This window comes from Shewanella sp. TC10, from assembly GCF_009663145.1.
GTDB lineage: Bacteria > Pseudomonadota > Gammaproteobacteria > Enterobacterales > Shewanellaceae > Shewanella.
This window is the reverse complement of the sequence record NZ_VKHR01000020.1, coordinates 11168-27041: the sequence shown is the minus strand read 5'-3', so window position 1 is coordinate 27041 and position 15874 is coordinate 11168. Positions and strand designations below refer to the sequence as shown.

Sequence of the window (15874 nt, the reverse complement as noted above, 5' to 3'; positions counted from 1 at the left end):
CTTGATCACATTCGCAACCACCTGCCCAACATTCAAGGTATACAACGTTTTACAGATAAATATCTTACTTATCTGTCGATAAATAATACTTGATTTAGCTCACACAAATAAAAACATATTGTATTACAAATCAAAAGTAAGCATTATGATAAACAAATATTGATGATTAGCAATGTTTTTAAAACCCTTTGGAGCGACAAGATGAACGTATTTTTTAAAGCTGATGAACATCCATGGGAAGTGATTGAAGAAGGAATTAAAAGAAAAATTGTTGGTTTTACTGACGATTTAATGGTTGTTCATGTGTGTTTCGACAAGGGTGCAGTTGGCACTCCGCACACCCATGAGATACATGATCAAATTGGCTATGTGGTTCAAGGAAAGTTTGAAGCACAAATAAACGGCGAAAAACAAATATTGAATCCTGGCGATGCATTTATTGCGCGTAAGCATTTCGAACATGGCGCCGTGGCATTAGAACAAGACAGTGTATTGGTCGATGTGTTCTCGCCTTCAAGAGAAGACTTTCTTAAGTAACAGATAACCCTAAATAGGCACTTGAATATGAAAAATCAAAAAATTGCGATAATTGGCGAATGCATGGTTGAGCTAAGGCCATCAGGCGAAATGCTAGCGCAAAACTTTGGTGGAGACACACTAAATACCGCATTGTATTTAGCTCGCCTTACCCAAGATGCCAATTTAGCGACCTATTATGTTACCGCGTTAGGCCACGACCCTTTCAGCACGGCAATGAAATCAACTTGGCAAGCCGAAGGCATCAATACAGACCATGTATTACATGTCGAAGGTAAACAGCCAGGTTTGTATTACATTGAGACTGACGATAGCGGCGAGCGCTCGTTTTTTTATTGGCGCAATGATGCTGCAGCCAAATTTTTATTTGAGCAAGCCGGCAGTAATCAACTTGCAGAATCGTTACTCGAATTTGATGCCATTTATTTAAGCGGGATCTCACTCGCGATTCTTACCGCTGAAAGCCGTAGCGTATTGTTCAGTGTATTAAAACAGTTCAAACAAAAAGGTGGCCAAGTTATTTTCGACAATAACTATCGACCACAATTATGGCAAAACAAGTCTGAGGCGATTGCGAGCTATAAAACCATGCTGGCATTAACTGACATTGCCTGTTTAACCTTTGAAGATGAACAGGCGCTGTATGGTGATACCGATGTTGAGCAATGTATTTCGCGCACTGTAGAACTTGGCGTGAGTGAAATCGTTGTCAAATTAGGTAGTGAACCTTGTTTGGTTATCACACCTGATGATCGCATCAGCGTAGCTGCCACCTTAGTAGACAAGGTGGTTGATACCACGGCAGCAGGTGATTCTTTCAGTGCAGGCTATCTTGCCAAAAGACTCACTGGCGGAACAACCGAAGATGCAGCCAAAGCTGGCCACACGCTAGCAGGAACGGTTATTCAATATGCTGGCGCCATCATTAGCCCGCAAGCCATGCCTAATTTAAGCCTTTTGAATTCTAGTAATAAGTGAGAAGTATTGTGCCAACATTAAATGAAAAGTTATCTCAATTAAAAGTTATCCCAGTTATCGCGATTGAAAACGCTGATGATGCAATCCCGCTAGGAAAAGCATTAGTTGAAAACGGCATGAATTGCGCAGAAGTGACCTACAGAACAGCTTGTGCATCACAAGCAATTCGTAATATGCGTGAAACCTTTCCTGATATGTTAATTGGCGCTGGTACAATCTTAACTCCTGAACAAGTTGATGATGCTATCGATTCTGGTGTTGATTTTATTGTTAGCCCAGGATTTAACCCAAAAGTTGTCCAGTACTGCTTAGATAAAAACATTCCGATTATTCCTGGTGTAAACAGCCCAAGTTTAGTTGAACAAGCTATGGAAATGGGCCTAAAAACTGTTAAGTTTTTCCCTGCTGAGCCTTCTGGCGGCATCCCTATGCTTAAAGCATTAACTGCAGTTTATCCAGTATCGTTCATGCCTACTGGCGGTGTGAGTCTGGCCAATGTTGACAAATACTTAGCGATTCCAGCTGTGCTGGCTTGTGGTGGCACTTGGATGTTACCGCCAAAAATGATTGCAGACGGTCAATGGGATGAAATTGGACAATTAGTCAAAGAAGCGGTTGCCCACGTAGCGTAAGGCAAGTAAATAATTAACAACAAAAATAATGCTGTTCCCTCGGCGCTAGTCTGATTCATCAGCAGACAACTTAACACTGATTGTTCTTTAGAACATCAGTGTTTTTTTATGCCTCTAAATTAGATCACAAGTCAGTTGATACAAGTCAGTTAATACAAGTCAATTGGTTCTAATCGATTGTTCAAAAAAGCCATCGATGAAAACCGATGGCTTAATGGTTTGTGAAAATGATTTTGAAAATGATGCCTTAATCATTAACTCACACTTGCTACTTGCTACTTGCTACTTGCTACTTGCTACTTGCTATAAATGCTCCTCAGCAAATTCAGCTAAACGAGAGCGAACCACTCCGTTAAGATAAATATTAGCGCTGCCTTCAAAATCTTTAAAGCGCTCTACAATATAGGTTAATCCCGAAGTCACCGCGGTGAGATAAGTCGAGTCAATTTGCGATAAATTACCGCAACACACTAACTTAGTACCCTCACCCATACGGGTAATCATGGTTTTAATTTGTGACGCCGTTAAGTTCTGACATTCATCTAGTATCACCACAGAGTTTTGAATCGATCGGCCACGCATAAAGTTTATCGACTTAAACTGCACGTTGGCTTTTTCCATGATGTAATTCATGCTGCCTGTTGGGTTAACATCATTTTTATGCAACACCTCAAGCGTATCGGTAATCGCCGCCAGCCAAGGCGCCATTTTCTCTTCTTCTGTACCGGGTAAAAAACCAATGGATTCGGCAATCTCAGGTGTATTACGAGTCACGATGACCTTCTCGTATTGCTTTTGCTCCACCACAAGTTCAAGTGCTGCAGCCATGGCAATTAAGGTTTTACCGCACCCAGCAGGCCCTGTCAGGATCACTAAGTCAATGTCCGGATCTAATAAAGCATTTAGCGCCATGCCTTGATAAATGTTTTTCGGTTTAATCCCCCAAGCTTGCAAGTGCTCAAGTCTGTCGCGGCCGTAATCAATAATATTTAAATGAGAATCTGTTCGACTGGCCACTTTGCCGCAAAATTCAGTGGCTTCATCAATAAGATATTGGTTCTTATAAAATGGTTCGTTCCCTACTTCTTCAATATTAACTTGATGGACTGTTTTGCCGCCGACTCTGTCTGTTGACACTTTGTCGACGTTGCCCCAAAAGTCACCTTCAAATTGATAAAAACCTTTTGCTAAAAAGCGAATGTCATCAATTAACTGATCGGTACGATAATCTTCGACCCGCTCAATACCCGCACCTTTCGCTTTAAGACGCATATTGATGTCTTTAGTCACCAATACGACTTGTCTTGGATGATGTAATTTTTGTAGATGAAGTGCAGTATTAATGATGCGGTTATCGTTGTTATCACCGGGCAGATCGCCTGCTGTAAAATCGATTTGATGGTCTGGGAAAATGGATAAACTACCTGAAACGTCTAAATGGCCTTCGCGAGCTGGGAGTGATACACCGTTAAGGATTTGTTCTGGTGAGGTTTTACCCCCGAGGATATCTTCTAATGCTCTAATGGCGACTCTTGCATCACGACTGATGTCGTGTTTTCTGTCCTTAATATTATCTAACTCTTCTAACACTGTCATTGGGATGATTACGTCATGTTCCTTAAACGAATATATCGCTAAAGGTTCATGCAGTAACACATTGGTATCCAGTACAAACAACTTTCTGTCGTTATGTTCCATGGCGCCTCCAGAGTGCTCAATGCAATTGGGTAACTAAGGGATTAATCTAACTTAAACTCCTGATATTAAGAATATAATAAATTTATTATGGCAGATATTTTCTGCTAATGCACAATCAAACTATGCCAGTAAACTTACTAACTCTCAATAGTTAATCGGATGTTTACTGAGCCAGTTTAGGGGAATAAAGATGTCATTTAGATGACAAAATTGTGTCAAATTCTGCCGCTGTTAAATAAAATTGACCATCATGAATATTTAAATCGCTGCTAGAATTTAAATCTAGTAGCGTTTGTTATAACATACGCGCCCTTTGTTTTAATCAGTCCCCAATGAGAGTAAAAAATGCCGTTTGCTTTAGGTCAACGCTGGATTAGTGATACCGAGTCAGAACTAGGTTTAGGTACTGTTGTCGCCGTCGAAGGACGCATGGTAACCGTACTGTTTGCTGCCGCCGATGAAAACCGCCTGTTTTCTCGCGATGAAGCCCCATTAACTCGTGTTATTTTTAATCCAGGTGACTCAATTGAAAGCCATGAAGGCTGGAAACTTACCGTCAATGAAGTCGAAGAAAAAGATGGTTTAGTGACCTATATCGGCACTCACAGTGAAACGAATGAAAGTGTTCGTTTACGTGAAACCTTATTGAACCACAATATTCGTTTTAATAAGCCTCAAGATCGCTTATTTGCAGGTCAAATCGACCGTTTAGAGCGTTTTGGTATTCGTTATCAAAGTCAGCTATTGCGCCATAAATTAGCTACCTCTGACTTACTGGGTCAGCAAGGCCCTCGCGTTGGGTTAATTCCTCATCAACAGTGGATCGCCCATGAAGTAGGTCGCCGTTACGCGCCGCGTGTTTTACTGGCTGATGAAGTTGGTTTAGGTAAAACTATTGAAGCCGGTTTGATCATTCATCAACAATTACTGACTGGCCGTGCTGAGCGTATTTTAGTGATTGTGCCTGATACCTTGCGCCATCAGTGGTTAGTCGAAATGCTACGCCGCTTTAACTTAAAGTTTTCAATTTTTGATGAAGACCGCTGTGTTGAAGCTTACGCTGATAATGACAACCCTTTCTATACTGAGCAGCTGGTCATTTGCTCTCTTGAACTATTACGTAAGAAAAAACGCTTAGAGCAAGCTATCGATGCTGATTGGGACTTAATGGTGGTAGATGAAGCCCATCATTTAGAGTGGAGCGAAACAGCCCCAAGCCGCGCTTACCAAATTGTTGAAGCATTAAGTGAAGAAGTACCTGGTGTGTTACTGCTTACTGCAACCCCTGATCAACTTGGCCACCAAAGTCACTTTGCGCGTCTGCGCCTGCTTGATCCTGATCGTTTCTATGATTACGAAGCGTTTCTTGAAGAAGAAAAAAGCTACCAAAGTGTGGCTGAAGCCGCAGAAGCACTGACAGCTAATACTCAGCTGGCTGATAGCGCCATCAACAGCTTAACCGAGCTGCTGAGCGAAAAAGACATTATGCCTAGCATTAATGTTATTCAGGCTGAAGATGTGGCTGATGACGTGAAGCAAGCTGCTCGCGATGAGTTATTACAAGAACTACTCGACCGTCACGGCACGGGTCGTATTTTATATCGTAATAGCCGCGCTTCTGTGAGTGGTTTCCCACAAAGATTCTTTAATCCACACCCATTAGCGATGCCCCAGGAGTACATTACTGCTGAGCGAGTTAATGCCATGATGGGTTCTAAAAAGTCACCGCAAGATCAAGCTAAACAGTCTTTGAGCCCAGAAAAGCTCTATCAAGCCTTTGAAAGCGACAGTGCCAGTTGGTGGAAGTTTGATCCTCGCGTAGATTGGTTAATCGATTTCTTAAAAGAGCATCGCAGTAAAAAAGTGCTGATTATTGCCAGCCAAGCTGAAACCGCTTTAAGTCTTGAAGAAGCCCTACGTACTCGTGAAGGCATTCAGGCAACGGTATTCCATGAAGGCATGTCGATTATCGAACGTGATAAAGCAGGTGCTTACTTCGCCCAAGAAGAAGGCGGTGCGCAGGCACTGATTTGCTCTGAAATTGGTTCTGAAGGACGTAACTTCCAATTCGCCAGTCACTTAGTCCTGTTCGATTTGCCTTTAAATCCAGATTTACTTGAGCAACGTATCGGTCGCTTAGATCGTATTGGTCAGCAAAACGATATCCAAATCCACTTGCCATATCTTCAAGATACCGCTCAAGAACGCTTAATGAATTGGTACCATCAAGGCCTTAACTCATTCGAGCTAACCTGCCCAAGTGGTCATGTGCTTTATTCTGAGTTTGCTGACGAATTGACAGCAGTGCTTAACGATGCCAATCCAGAGTTAATGACCCAATTACTCAATCACACCCAAACTCGTTACCAAGAGCTTAAGCAAGCGATGGAGCAAGGCCGTGATAAGTTATTAGAAATTAACTCTCATGGCGGTGAGCAGTCGAAGAAATTGGTTGAGCGTTTAGCTGAACGCGACTCTGATACCCACTTAATCGGTTCAGTCATTCGTTTATGGGACATCATTGGTGTAGATCAAGAAGATCGCGGTGAAAACTCAATTGTATTGCGTCCAAGCGAGCACATGTTGTTCCCATCTTATCCAGGTTTGCCTGAAGATGGCGTATCTGTGACGTTCGATCGTGAAACTGCACTGTCACGTGACGATATTGCATTCATTTCACAAGAACATCCGCTGGTACAAACGGCATTAGATTTAATCACAGATTCTGAAACCGGCACTACCAGTGTTGCGGTACTTAAAAACAAAGCCTTACCTGCTGGCACTTTGTTTTTAGAGCTAATTTATATGGCAGATGTCACAGCACCCAAGTCATCACAGCTTTACCGCTACATGCCGCCTACACCTATTCGAGTACTATTGGATAAAAATGGTCAAAACCTGTCGGATAAAGTTGATTATGCAAGCTTTGATAAGCAACTAAGCGCGGTTAATCGTCATATTGCCAGTAAACTTGTAAACGCTTCTCAACCAATTTTGCATCCATTATTGGCTAAAGGCGAAGAGCAAGCACAAACTGCTTTAGCTGAACTAGTCGAGCAAGCACGTGAGAAAATGACTCAACAACTCACAGGCGAGTTAACTCGTTTAGAATCACTTAAAGCGGTTAACCCAAACATTCGTGACTCTGAGTTAGACTACATTCGCAATCAAATGGCTGAGCTAAATAGCTACATTGATGATAGTCAATTCCAGCTAGATGCTATTAGAATGGTATTAGTTAGCCACGTATAATACACTGTTAACATGAAGTAAAAGCCCTGAACTTCTTTAGTACAGGGCTTTTTTTGTATTGGAACAACAGGTTTTAACAATAAGCTATCAAGATGAAAATAACCCAATTACTTCAATTCTGCTCCAGTTACTTTAAAGGCTTAACGGTGTTAATGAGCTTAGTGTTCTCGTTAAGCTTATTATCATTCAATGCTTACAGCGCACACTTTTTACACGCCAACCTATTTAGCGTAAGCCTATTATCTGAAAGCGTATTTACCCCTGTAAGTGATAATGAAAAACAACAAATCACAGTTCAAGATAAATCGGTCGAGGTATTAGTTAAACCTTGGGAAGGTAAAAAGCAACGAGGCGCTGTGTTTTTGGTAGGCCCTTCTGATACAGGAGCCAGTGGCCGAGGCTTTATTCGTTATTTACGCCAAGAAGTCCCATCAAAGGGCTGGGCAACAATCAGTTTAAAGCCCACCGGAGGCTTATATCGTCCTAACTTTGCCACCTCAGCAGATCAAATTACCAAAGCGGGCGAAAAACAAATTGAATTAGATGCGCACCAAATGACGCCTAAATACAGCTCATCCCAATTATTAGAGCTCAGAAATTTTCAGCAAAATGTCATTAACGAATGCCTAGCACAACTTGATGGGATCGGTGCTCAATACCCAGGAAAACGTATACTAATTGTGGCAGATGACAGTGCTGGAATGGTGGTTAATTTGCTGCATCAAGACAAATTAGCCAAACCGGATTTACTCGTTGTGATCAATCCTTACCGTGAATTTGAGCAGCTAATCGATGAGCAGAATCGTGACTTATCAATTGCAATGCAACTAAAAGAGCTCGATATTCCCATATTAGATTTACAGTCAGCCAATGCGAACCGAGTGTCGATTACAGAAGCTGAAGTGCGCAAACAACAAAATCAAATCAAGTCGAGCCACCACTATCGTCAATACTTATTGCAGTTAGATCTTAATCATCAAGGTGGTTGGGAGGAAGCGTTAAAACATATTGAAGGGTTTGCCCGTAAAATCGTTGGCCGCTAACGCGGCCAATGGTAACTAGTCTCAACACTAACAAATCAGAAACTATCCAACTCAATCTACTAAAGCCAAACTACTAAAGCCGAACGGCTATAGCCTAAAACTACCAACCAGATTGACGGTCTTGATAAGGCTTTTCAGACTTTTTAATTTCTCTATGCCCAGCAATACTGCGATTCTTTCCGACTAATAAACGAATTTGGCTTAAAGACTCACGGCTCAATAAACTACGAAGAGTGCCAGACCAATTGTTATTAATGCTGAGTTTTACTGCTGCATTGGTATCTGGCGAGCGTAACATTAGTTTTTCAGCGAATAACTGAGCTTGATGGTGTGGGTCATCATACACTTCTGTCACTAGACCGAACTCTAAGGCTTTTTCTGCAGTGATAATATCTGCGGTATACGTTAGCTGCAGCGCTTTATCTTTTGGCATAATTTGTCTTAAACCAGCCAATCCAGCCATATCAGGTAACAGTCCCCATTTAGACTCCATTATAGATAATTGTGCATTCTGACTGGCAAACCTAAAGTCAGCCCCTAGAGCAATTTGCACCCCTCCGCCATAACAAATACCTTCGATTACAGCGATAACGGGAATAGGTAAACGCTGCCATCCTAGCGATACTCTTTGAGCTAGATTGGCATTACCTGGAAGCCATTTAAATAATAACTTCAAAGCTGGCATGATTGATTTAGAAACACTTTTTACATCCAGACCAGAACTAAAATTACCTTCTGCGCCCGATAAAATAACCACCCTAACAGATTTATTCTTATGTAATTTTTTGATGGTTTTATCAATAGCAACAAACATGTCGAAATTAAGGGCATTGTACTTATCAGGTCTATTAAGCATGACATGAGCAATGCCATTCTCTATCGTTAACTTAACAAGCTTGTTATCCATGGTTCATCCTTTACTGGTCAGTCCAGATTGCAAGTTAACATAAATCTACAATTTGGCGAATAGTTAACCACAGCCAAAGCACAAAATTAATCAACCAAATCAACCCACAAAAAACACCAGCAATAAACAGTTGTATCAATAACGATATAAGGAACCGCCATAAAAGATACAATTTCGCGATAAACGCCAAAATTTTGTCGATTTTTGGTGCTAATCATCAGTAATAAGTTGTAAAATATTGTTTAATAAATGTAGGATGTACAGAGGTCAACATTTCAGCAGCTAACCCACTGTTGCTCAATGAAATATGCTTTATTAGCAGGATCTTCGACTACACTAAATAATAATAATAACCCCGTAAAAGGATCATCTGTCTCTATGACTATTCCTATTTTGATATGCGATGACTCAGGATTAGCCAGAAAGCAAATGGCGCGAACCTTACCCAAGGAATGGGATGTTGACATCAGTTACGCTACCAATGGTGCTGAGGGGCTTGAGGTTATTCGTGCAGGTAAAGGCGAGATAGTCTTTCTCGATTTAAATATGCCTGTTATGGATGGTTATGAAGTATTAGAAGCGATCCAAAAAGAAGATTTGCCCGCACTGGTCATCGTTGTGTCTGGCGATATTCAGATCAAAGCCCATGAAAGAGTAAAAGCGTTAGGTGCTTTGGATTTTATTCAAAAACCCGTTAGCGCTGAGTCCATCAGTAATATCCTTGAAGAGTACGGCATCCTCACCTTAGCACTTAAAGACGCTGGCGATGACACGCCGATGTTTGAAGTTGACTTACGTGATGCCTGCCAAGAAATCGCTAACGTTGCTATGGGGCGCGCGGCTGATCTTCTAGCGACACTACTCGATGTGTTTGTGATGCTGCCTATCCCTAATGTAAACGTCCTCGAAGTGAGTGAACTTACTATGGCGTTAAAAGCCACTGAAGAAAGCTCGAAAATTTCAGCGCTATGCCAAGGGTTCATTGGTGCTGGCGTAGCAGGTGAAGCATTACTGTTATTTCATGATTCAAGCTTTGAAGACATGGCAAAACTAATGGGCCATAAAAACCCAAAAGATGCTAACAATGAAATTGAAGTGTTAATCGACACCGGTAATGTACTTATTGGCGCGTTTCTTAATGGTATTTCAGAGCAATTAGACATGAAGTTTAGCCAAGGACACCCTGTGGTGTTAGGGCGTCACTGCACGGTTAATGAACTCATTCATGACAACTCTGAAAAATGGCAGCGCACCTTAGCAATGGAGATCAATTACCAAATTGAGAACCACGATATTCAGTGTGATTTATTGCTGCTATTTACTGAAGACTCAATCCCCACACTTAACTTTAAGCTGGGTTACTTACTCGATTAATCAAATTTATTAGCGAAATTTCGTAAATAATTAAAATAATAAAAAAGTTGGATGTTACTCATGTCTACTGATCAAAATGCAATGAACGAACTTCACTGGCTTATTGATATGGTGCAAACCATAGAAGTCGGGCTGGTCGTATTAGATCGTAATTACAACATCCAACTATGGAACGGCTTCATGGAAAACCACAGTGGTGTGTCGCCTAACGCCATTAAAGGTAAAAACCTGTTTGAAACCTTTCCTGATCTCCCTAATGAATGGCTCACCCAAAAGATGGAGTCGGTTTTCTTACTCAAAAACCGATCTTTTATTAGTTGGGAGCAACGTCCCAATGTGTTCGAGTTTAAAAACTATCGCCCAATCACTGGCCGAGCAGATCACATGTACCAAAACATCACTTTGCTGCCACTCGCTTCACTCACTGGCAATATTACTCATATTAGTATCATTGTTTATGACGTGACAGATGTCGCCATCAACAAACTCCAACTTAAAGCCGCTAATGAGAAATTAGAAAAGCTCAGTCAAACCGATAGTCTGACTCAACTATATAACCGACGCCACTGGCAAGAGTGCTTCGAGAAAGAGTATGAGCGCTTTGCGCGTTACGGTGAAAACGGCAGCATGATCATGATTGATATCGATCATTTCAAACAAGTTAATGATAAGTATGGACACCCTGCTGGTGATAAAGTAATTCAAAGTATTGCTCACATCTTAAAACAATCTCTGCGGGAGACTGACTTTGCAGGGCGTTACGGCGGGGAAGAGTTTGCGGTTGTCTTAACCAATACCAATGCAGACGAAGCTAAGTACTTCACTGAGCGATTACGTAAGAAGGTAGAAGCCTCTCAAGTAGTCTACAAGAACCAAATTATTAAGGTGACCATTAGTATTGGAGTCAACGCCTTATCTGAAGAGACTAAAAACAGCGCTAGCTGGTTATCTGGTGCAGATAAAGCCTTATACCTTTCAAAGGAAAATGGCCGAAACCAAACTTCAGTCTACTCAGAAAAATAGTAATACAGAATAGATGACAATAAAAAGCCCACTCATTTGAGTGGGCTTTTTAATCGAAATTCAATAATGAATTTGTGCTTAATTAAAACTCATCTTCATCTTGTTCTTCATCAAGGTCATCTTCGTCACCAACAAAGAAAGTGCCCCAACCGTCATAATCCACTTTTTGTTTCTGAGCTAAAATCATCAGTTGCTCGCAAGCTTTATCTAACAAGTCAGCTTCAAGTGCATGATTGGCAATGGCATCAAAACAGAAAATGGTTGAGCCATCTTCCAGTTCCATTTCTTCTGCATCATTAACTTCAAAACCTAACTTAAATGCATCAACAGCCGCTTTTTCTAAACGATCAAAATTAGTCGAAGAAAAGTGATGCTCGATTGTATATTCAGCATCGGCTTGCGAACCATCATCTAATAGTGCTTGGATGATTTCACGGTTTTCAGCAAACTGCTCTTTTAGTAGACCTTCAATAGACATGGAGTAACTCCGTTAACAAAATTATGCGGCTAATCGCTAATTATACGTGATAATTTTACTGAGGTTTAGCCATTAATGCCGATGCTTCTTGATTTAGTTCAGCTAAACGCGCTGACATTGCTTCATGCACCTTAGCGCAAAGCTTTTTGACATCCGCTTTATCAACATTAGCTGTCGACATCGGTGCCATCATTTCCACAATCACCACGCCATTATTCCAGCGGTTTAATTTAATATGATTCTGACAAGAAGCCAGTACTGGCACGATAGACGCTTTGGCAGCGACAGCAGTATGAAAAGCACCAACCTTAAAAGGCAATAAACCACGGCCACGAGAACGGGTTCCTTCTGGGAAAATCCAAACTGATAATAGTTTGTTTTTCATTTTCTCAACCGTTTTTGCCATGGTATCAAAGGCACTATGGCGGTTTTTACGGTCAATTAAAATATTGCCTGATAACCAATAAATTTGTCCGAATAACGGCATCCACGCCAAGCTTTTCTTGCCTAAGCTCACTGTAGCCTTAGGGACAACGGAAGTATGGGTAAACAAATCAAAGTTATTTTGATGGTTGGCTAAATAGATTTTTGGTTCTTTTGGACTTTCTTCAGTGGCATAACGCTTGATCACTTTAATACCAAGAATTGGCGCAACTGATGAAAAAATTCGAGCGATAACATGGACATTGTCACGATGCATTGGTCTAACAAGACAAAGAATTATTGCGAAAATAAACGCCAGTGTTAATAACACTGCAAGAATAATTGAACGAGCAATTAACAGCACAAGCAGACTCCTGCGAAGAAAGTGGCGACAGTATAGCCAGCACTGATGCTGGACTCAATGGTTTGTTTGGTTTCAGTTTACAAATGTAAGCTTAAATGATTATACACCAGCCAAGATGAATTAATGATGCGTTAAACATTAACGCATCATTAATTATACAGTTTGACTCGGATTTTATTGGGTGTGTTGCTGATTTGAGTATTTAGTTACTTGGCAATGAAGCCGCTTTTGGCACCTTCATCGACAAGAATACTCGCATTAGAATCGCACTTATAGCTAACGCAGCTACAATCGCAGCACCACTCGGTAAATCATAAGTGGCCGAAAGTATAAGCCCTGCAATGTATCCAACAAATCCAACCACATAGGCAAGTGCCAATAACCCTTTACCTTGGTACTTATTCAGTGCCAAAGCGGGAAGGATTAAGGTACTAAAGACCAAGTAGACGCCAATTAATTCAACCGAAAGTGTTATGACAATGGCGAACAGGAAGTAAAAACCAGCACCGTCTAACACTTGTGGTTTAATCACGATTAACGCCAATATAGCGGCTGAAACAATGGCTGGCAGGACAAGCTGAGACCAGTTAACCCATAATATTTGCCCGGACATTAGCTGTTTTAATAGCTCAGCACCATGAGGATCATTCGATAGCAGTAACATGGCTGCCACCGCACTCAGCACATAAAAACAACCAATAATCGCTTCAAGTTCATCAGCAAATCTTTTAGATAACCAAGCAATAAAAGCTGCGCCCACCAATGCAAATAACGCAGGCATCCACACATGAGAAAAAGGGAGTTCCTCAATACTGTGGTCCATATGCGATACGATTGCACCTAAAGCAGCCACTTGAGCAATGGCCAAATCAATAAAGATAATCCCACGCTTTAATACTTGGCGGCCTAATACAACATGAGTAGACAGTACGAGTAAGCCAGCAACAAATGCAGGAATTAAAATAGGTAGCAAATCGAGATCAAGCATAAGTTTATTGAACCTCTGTAAGCATTGTTATAACGCTATCATAAAGGCTAAACAAATCTGTGCTATCACTGTTGCCACCTACTGACATAGGCAGAATTAGCACAGGTAAGTCCGTGCGTTCACCAAGCCAATTAGCACCGCGCTCATCTTGATAAGATGTCACTAATATCGCCATCACATCGCCTTCTTGGCTACGACTAACCAATTTTGCTAAGTGGCCACTACTAGGTGGAATGCCAGGTTTAGGTTCTAAGTCAGCAACTTGTTCCATACCCAGCCAGTTAAACAAGTAACGATAACTTGAATGATAGGCAATCACTTTCTTGCCTTTCAAGCTAGCCGCTTGCTCTTCCCATTTAGGAATAGCTTGCTGCCATCGGTCAGTGAAGTCGGTAAGTTTTGCCTGATAACCTGCTGCACCTTCAGGATCTAACTGCCCCATTTTAGCCGTTAGGGCTGTCGCCACTTTAAGTAGCTTACGCGGGTCAAAGTGCAGATGTGGATTACCCTTTGCGTGAACATCACCCATAGAACGATCGACATGTTCAAGCTTATCTAAGGTATCAATATGCTCAGCTGCGTAGAATAAACCCTTATCGGTTGAACGCACTTTATTGTTAGATGCCTTCATTTGTAACATTGGCAACCAGCCCACCTCTAAATCAGCACCCGCACAGACAACAAGGTCTGCTTGGCGCATCTTAGCGATCAAACTAGGTCTTGCCTGAACCAAATGCGGATCTTGCATTGCACTTGTCGCTGAATAAATTTTAGCTTCTGGCGCAATCTCTTGCGCTAAGGCTGCATATTCAGGCTCACACGCAAACACATTTAACTGGGCATTCGCCGCACTTGTCATAAAGGCACTACAAAGCGCCCCCATCACAATGAGTTTTTTAGAATTGATGCGCACCGTGAGCTCCTAATGTCATTACGTATTGTAAAGAAACAATGTTGTCGTCTTCAAAACCATCAAAGTTGGTTCCTTTCTGGTTTGTATATTGTAGACGCACAGTGGAGAAGTGGCTGTGATGCCAAGCTAAGCTTAGCTCAGTTTCTTTTAGTTTTTGAGGATCTAAATGGTCACCATGAAGTTCATAGGTATCAACTTCACCGTAACGAACACCTGCAGACCAATGAGGAGAGAACTGATAAACACCACTTAAGTACCAACCTTCAAAATAATCATCGCCATGAGACTCTTCATGATCATGATCTTCCTCTTCGTGGCCATGGTCGCCTTCTTCAAACGAAAAAGTATCCGTCACTCTGAAGTATTCACCACTCACAGTTAAATGTTGGTATTTGTAGTTACCGTTTGGCGCCCATTTATAAACAAAGTCTGCGATATACGTATTTTCACCCGTGTAAGATGCGCTATGGGTATGACCTTCATGCTCATGTTCTTCATCAGCATGGCCTTCTTCCTCTTCACCCTCTACGACCATGACCTTACCATTGGCATTATATAAGTAGCTTAAGCCAACCTGCCAAGAGCTTGAGTTACCGATATCGCCACCGAATTTAGTAAAGGCAGAGTACACACCTACAGTGTCATAATCACGTGGTCCATGCTCTTCATGTTCTTCTTCATCCTCGTCATGACCTTCTTCATGCTCTTCATACATGTCAGCAGCGCGCATTTTGTCGCCTTTAAAGACTTCAACACCCATGGTCCAGTAAAGGTCAGTCGGAGCAACATAAGTAAGACGTACACCATCATCAAAATAATGATTACCCATGAATGCGCGGTATGCACCAGGACGGTCAACGAAAGAGTCAGTATGTAAATGCTGATTATTTAAGTAACCAACATCAGATAGGAAGCGACCAGCACGAATACCTAAACCAGCAGGAAGCCCCATTGTTTGAATAAACGCTTCTTCAAGTTCAATTTCAGTTTCACCGTCGTGAGACTCTAAAATAGCGGTCACTTTTCCGTAAAACATGTCATCAATGTTTGCACTAATCGCCAACTCTGTTTCGCCTAGGCCAAAACCTTCTTCACGTCCGCCTAAACCTCGATCTCCAGTCTGATAAAAACCATCTAGAACCGCACTAATGTTAGGGTTTGTTAAGCTAGAATCTTCAGCTAAAGTATGAGTTGAAGCGAATGCGCATGCAACTGCAACTAAAGAAAGGCGTTTGTTTAAATAAGACATTTTATCTCCAAAATA

Annotated in this window: 14 protein-coding genes; 7 read left to right on the top strand and 7 right to left on the bottom strand. The window is 41.5% G+C overall.

Annotation, left to right across the window (positions count from 1 at the left end; genetic code table 11):
• Positions 1–201: 201 nt before the first annotated feature.
• Genes FNZ24_RS09025 through FNZ24_RS09015 form a run of 3 tightly spaced genes read left to right on the top strand, consistent with a single transcriptional unit; the run spans position 202 to position 2147 of the window.
• Positions 202–537, top strand: a complete 336-nt coding sequence (locus tag FNZ24_RS09025; protein ID WP_153914153.1) for a cupin domain-containing protein — start codon at positions 202–204, stop codon at positions 535–537.
• Between the two features lie 27 nt (positions 538–564).
• On the top strand, positions 565–1515 hold the full coding sequence (locus tag FNZ24_RS09020; protein WP_153914152.1) for a sugar kinase: 951 nt from the start codon (positions 565–567) through the stop codon (positions 1513–1515).
• Positions 1516–1523: 8 nt separating this feature from the next.
• Positions 1524–2147 (top strand): bifunctional 4-hydroxy-2-oxoglutarate aldolase/2-dehydro-3-deoxy-phosphogluconate aldolase, encoded by a 624-nt coding sequence (locus FNZ24_RS09015; protein ID WP_153914151.1) that lies wholly within the window; start codon positions 1524–1526, stop codon positions 2145–2147.
• A gap of 303 nt (positions 2148–2450) precedes the next feature.
• Here the strand turns inward: FNZ24_RS09015 and FNZ24_RS09010 are convergent, their stop codons facing one another.
• Positions 2451–3845, bottom strand: coding sequence for a PhoH family protein (locus tag FNZ24_RS09010; RefSeq protein ID WP_153914150.1), 1395 nt, complete (start codon positions 3843–3845; stop codon positions 2451–2453).
• Between the two features lie 345 nt (positions 3846–4190).
• On the opposite strand from FNZ24_RS09010, the gene rapA reads away from it, so the two are divergent.
• Positions 4191–7097, top strand: a complete 2907-nt coding sequence (gene rapA / locus FNZ24_RS09005) for an RNA polymerase-associated protein RapA (RefSeq protein ID WP_153914149.1) — start codon at positions 4191–4193, stop codon at positions 7095–7097.
• Positions 7098–7189: 92 nt separating this feature from the next.
• Positions 7190–8140 carry a DUF3530 family protein gene (locus tag FNZ24_RS09000; RefSeq protein ID WP_153914148.1) on the top strand — a complete coding sequence of 317 codons (951 nt, stop codon included), beginning with the start codon at positions 7190–7192 and terminating at the stop codon, positions 8138–8140.
• Between the two features lie 100 nt (positions 8141–8240).
• Here FNZ24_RS09000 and FNZ24_RS08995 read toward each other — a convergent pair whose 3' ends face one another.
• The gene (locus FNZ24_RS08995) at positions 8241–9047 is read right to left on the bottom strand and encodes a crotonase/enoyl-CoA hydratase family protein (RefSeq protein ID WP_153914147.1); all 807 of its coding nucleotides are present in this window, start codon (positions 9045–9047) and stop codon (positions 8241–8243) included.
• Between the two features lie 378 nt (positions 9048–9425).
• Here FNZ24_RS08995 and FNZ24_RS08990 point away from each other — a divergent pair, with 378 nt between their 5' ends.
• Entirely contained in the window at positions 9426–10421 is a 996-nt protein-coding gene (locus FNZ24_RS08990) for a response regulator (RefSeq protein WP_153914146.1), read from the top strand.
• A gap of 60 nt (positions 10422–10481) precedes the next feature.
• The gene (locus tag FNZ24_RS08985) at positions 10482–11444 is read left to right on the top strand and encodes a sensor domain-containing diguanylate cyclase (protein ID WP_153914145.1); all 963 of its coding nucleotides are present in this window, start codon (positions 10482–10484) and stop codon (positions 11442–11444) included.
• A gap of 82 nt (positions 11445–11526) precedes the next feature.
• Here the strand turns inward: FNZ24_RS08985 and rraB are convergent, their stop codons facing one another.
• From rraB to FNZ24_RS08960, 5 genes are all read right to left on the bottom strand, one after another.
• A complete protein-coding gene (gene rraB / locus FNZ24_RS08980) occupies positions 11527–11922 on the bottom strand; it encodes a ribonuclease E inhibitor RraB (protein ID WP_153914144.1) in 396 nt (131 codons plus the stop codon).
• A gap of 55 nt (positions 11923–11977) precedes the next feature.
• Positions 11978–12709: a 1-acylglycerol-3-phosphate O-acyltransferase gene (locus FNZ24_RS08975; protein ID WP_153914143.1), complete on the bottom strand. Its 732-nt coding sequence runs from the start codon at positions 12707–12709 to the stop codon at positions 11978–11980.
• 202 nt (positions 12710–12911) lie between these two features.
• Positions 12912–13697 carry a metal ABC transporter permease gene (locus tag FNZ24_RS08970; protein ID WP_153914142.1) on the bottom strand — a complete coding sequence of 262 codons (786 nt, stop codon included), beginning with the start codon at positions 13695–13697 and terminating at the stop codon, positions 12912–12914.
• 4 nt (positions 13698–13701) lie between these two features.
• The gene (locus FNZ24_RS08965; RefSeq protein ID WP_416384829.1) at positions 13702–14610 is read right to left on the bottom strand and encodes a metal ABC transporter solute-binding protein, Zn/Mn family; all 909 of its coding nucleotides are present in this window, start codon (positions 14608–14610) and stop codon (positions 13702–13704) included.
• Positions 14594–15859, bottom strand: a complete 1266-nt coding sequence (locus FNZ24_RS08960) for a hypothetical protein (RefSeq protein ID WP_153914141.1) — start codon at positions 15857–15859, stop codon at positions 14594–14596. The genes FNZ24_RS08965 and FNZ24_RS08960 overlap by 17 nt, the downstream gene beginning before the upstream one ends.
• Positions 15860–15874: the final 15 nt, after the last annotated feature.

What these genes read in the sequence shown, in the direction of transcription:
- rapA (WP_153914149.1), top strand. Translation starts at nt 4,191, where the DNA reads ATGCCGTTTGCTTTAGGTCAACGCTGGATTAGTGATACCGAGTCAGAA.
- FNZ24_RS08990 (WP_153914146.1), top strand. Translation starts at nt 9,426, where the DNA reads ATGACTATTCCTATTTTGATATGCGATGACTCAGGATTAGCCAGAAAG.
- FNZ24_RS09025 (WP_153914153.1), top strand. Translation starts at nt 202, where the DNA reads ATGAACGTATTTTTTAAAGCTGATGAACATCCATGGGAAGTGATTGAA.
- rraB (WP_153914144.1), bottom strand. Translation starts at nt 11,922, where the DNA reads ATGTCTATTGAAGGTCTACTAAAAGAGCAGTTTGCTGAAAACCGTGAA.
- FNZ24_RS09020 (WP_153914152.1), top strand. Translation starts at nt 565, where the DNA reads ATGAAAAATCAAAAAATTGCGATAATTGGCGAATGCATGGTTGAGCTA.
- FNZ24_RS08985 (WP_153914145.1), top strand. Translation starts at nt 10,482, where the DNA reads ATGTCTACTGATCAAAATGCAATGAACGAACTTCACTGGCTTATTGAT.
- FNZ24_RS08960 (WP_153914141.1), bottom strand. Translation starts at nt 15,859, where the DNA reads ATGTCTTATTTAAACAAACGCCTTTCTTTAGTTGCAGTTGCATGCGCA.
- FNZ24_RS09000 (WP_153914148.1), top strand. Translation starts at nt 7,190, where the DNA reads ATGAAAATAACCCAATTACTTCAATTCTGCTCCAGTTACTTTAAAGGC.
- FNZ24_RS08995 (WP_153914147.1), bottom strand. Translation starts at nt 9,047, where the DNA reads ATGGATAACAAGCTTGTTAAGTTAACGATAGAGAATGGCATTGCTCAT.
- FNZ24_RS09010 (WP_153914150.1), bottom strand. Translation starts at nt 3,845, where the DNA reads ATGGAACATAACGACAGAAAGTTGTTTGTACTGGATACCAATGTGTTA.
- FNZ24_RS08970 (WP_153914142.1), bottom strand. Translation starts at nt 13,697, where the DNA reads ATGCTTGATCTCGATTTGCTACCTATTTTAATTCCTGCATTTGTTGCT.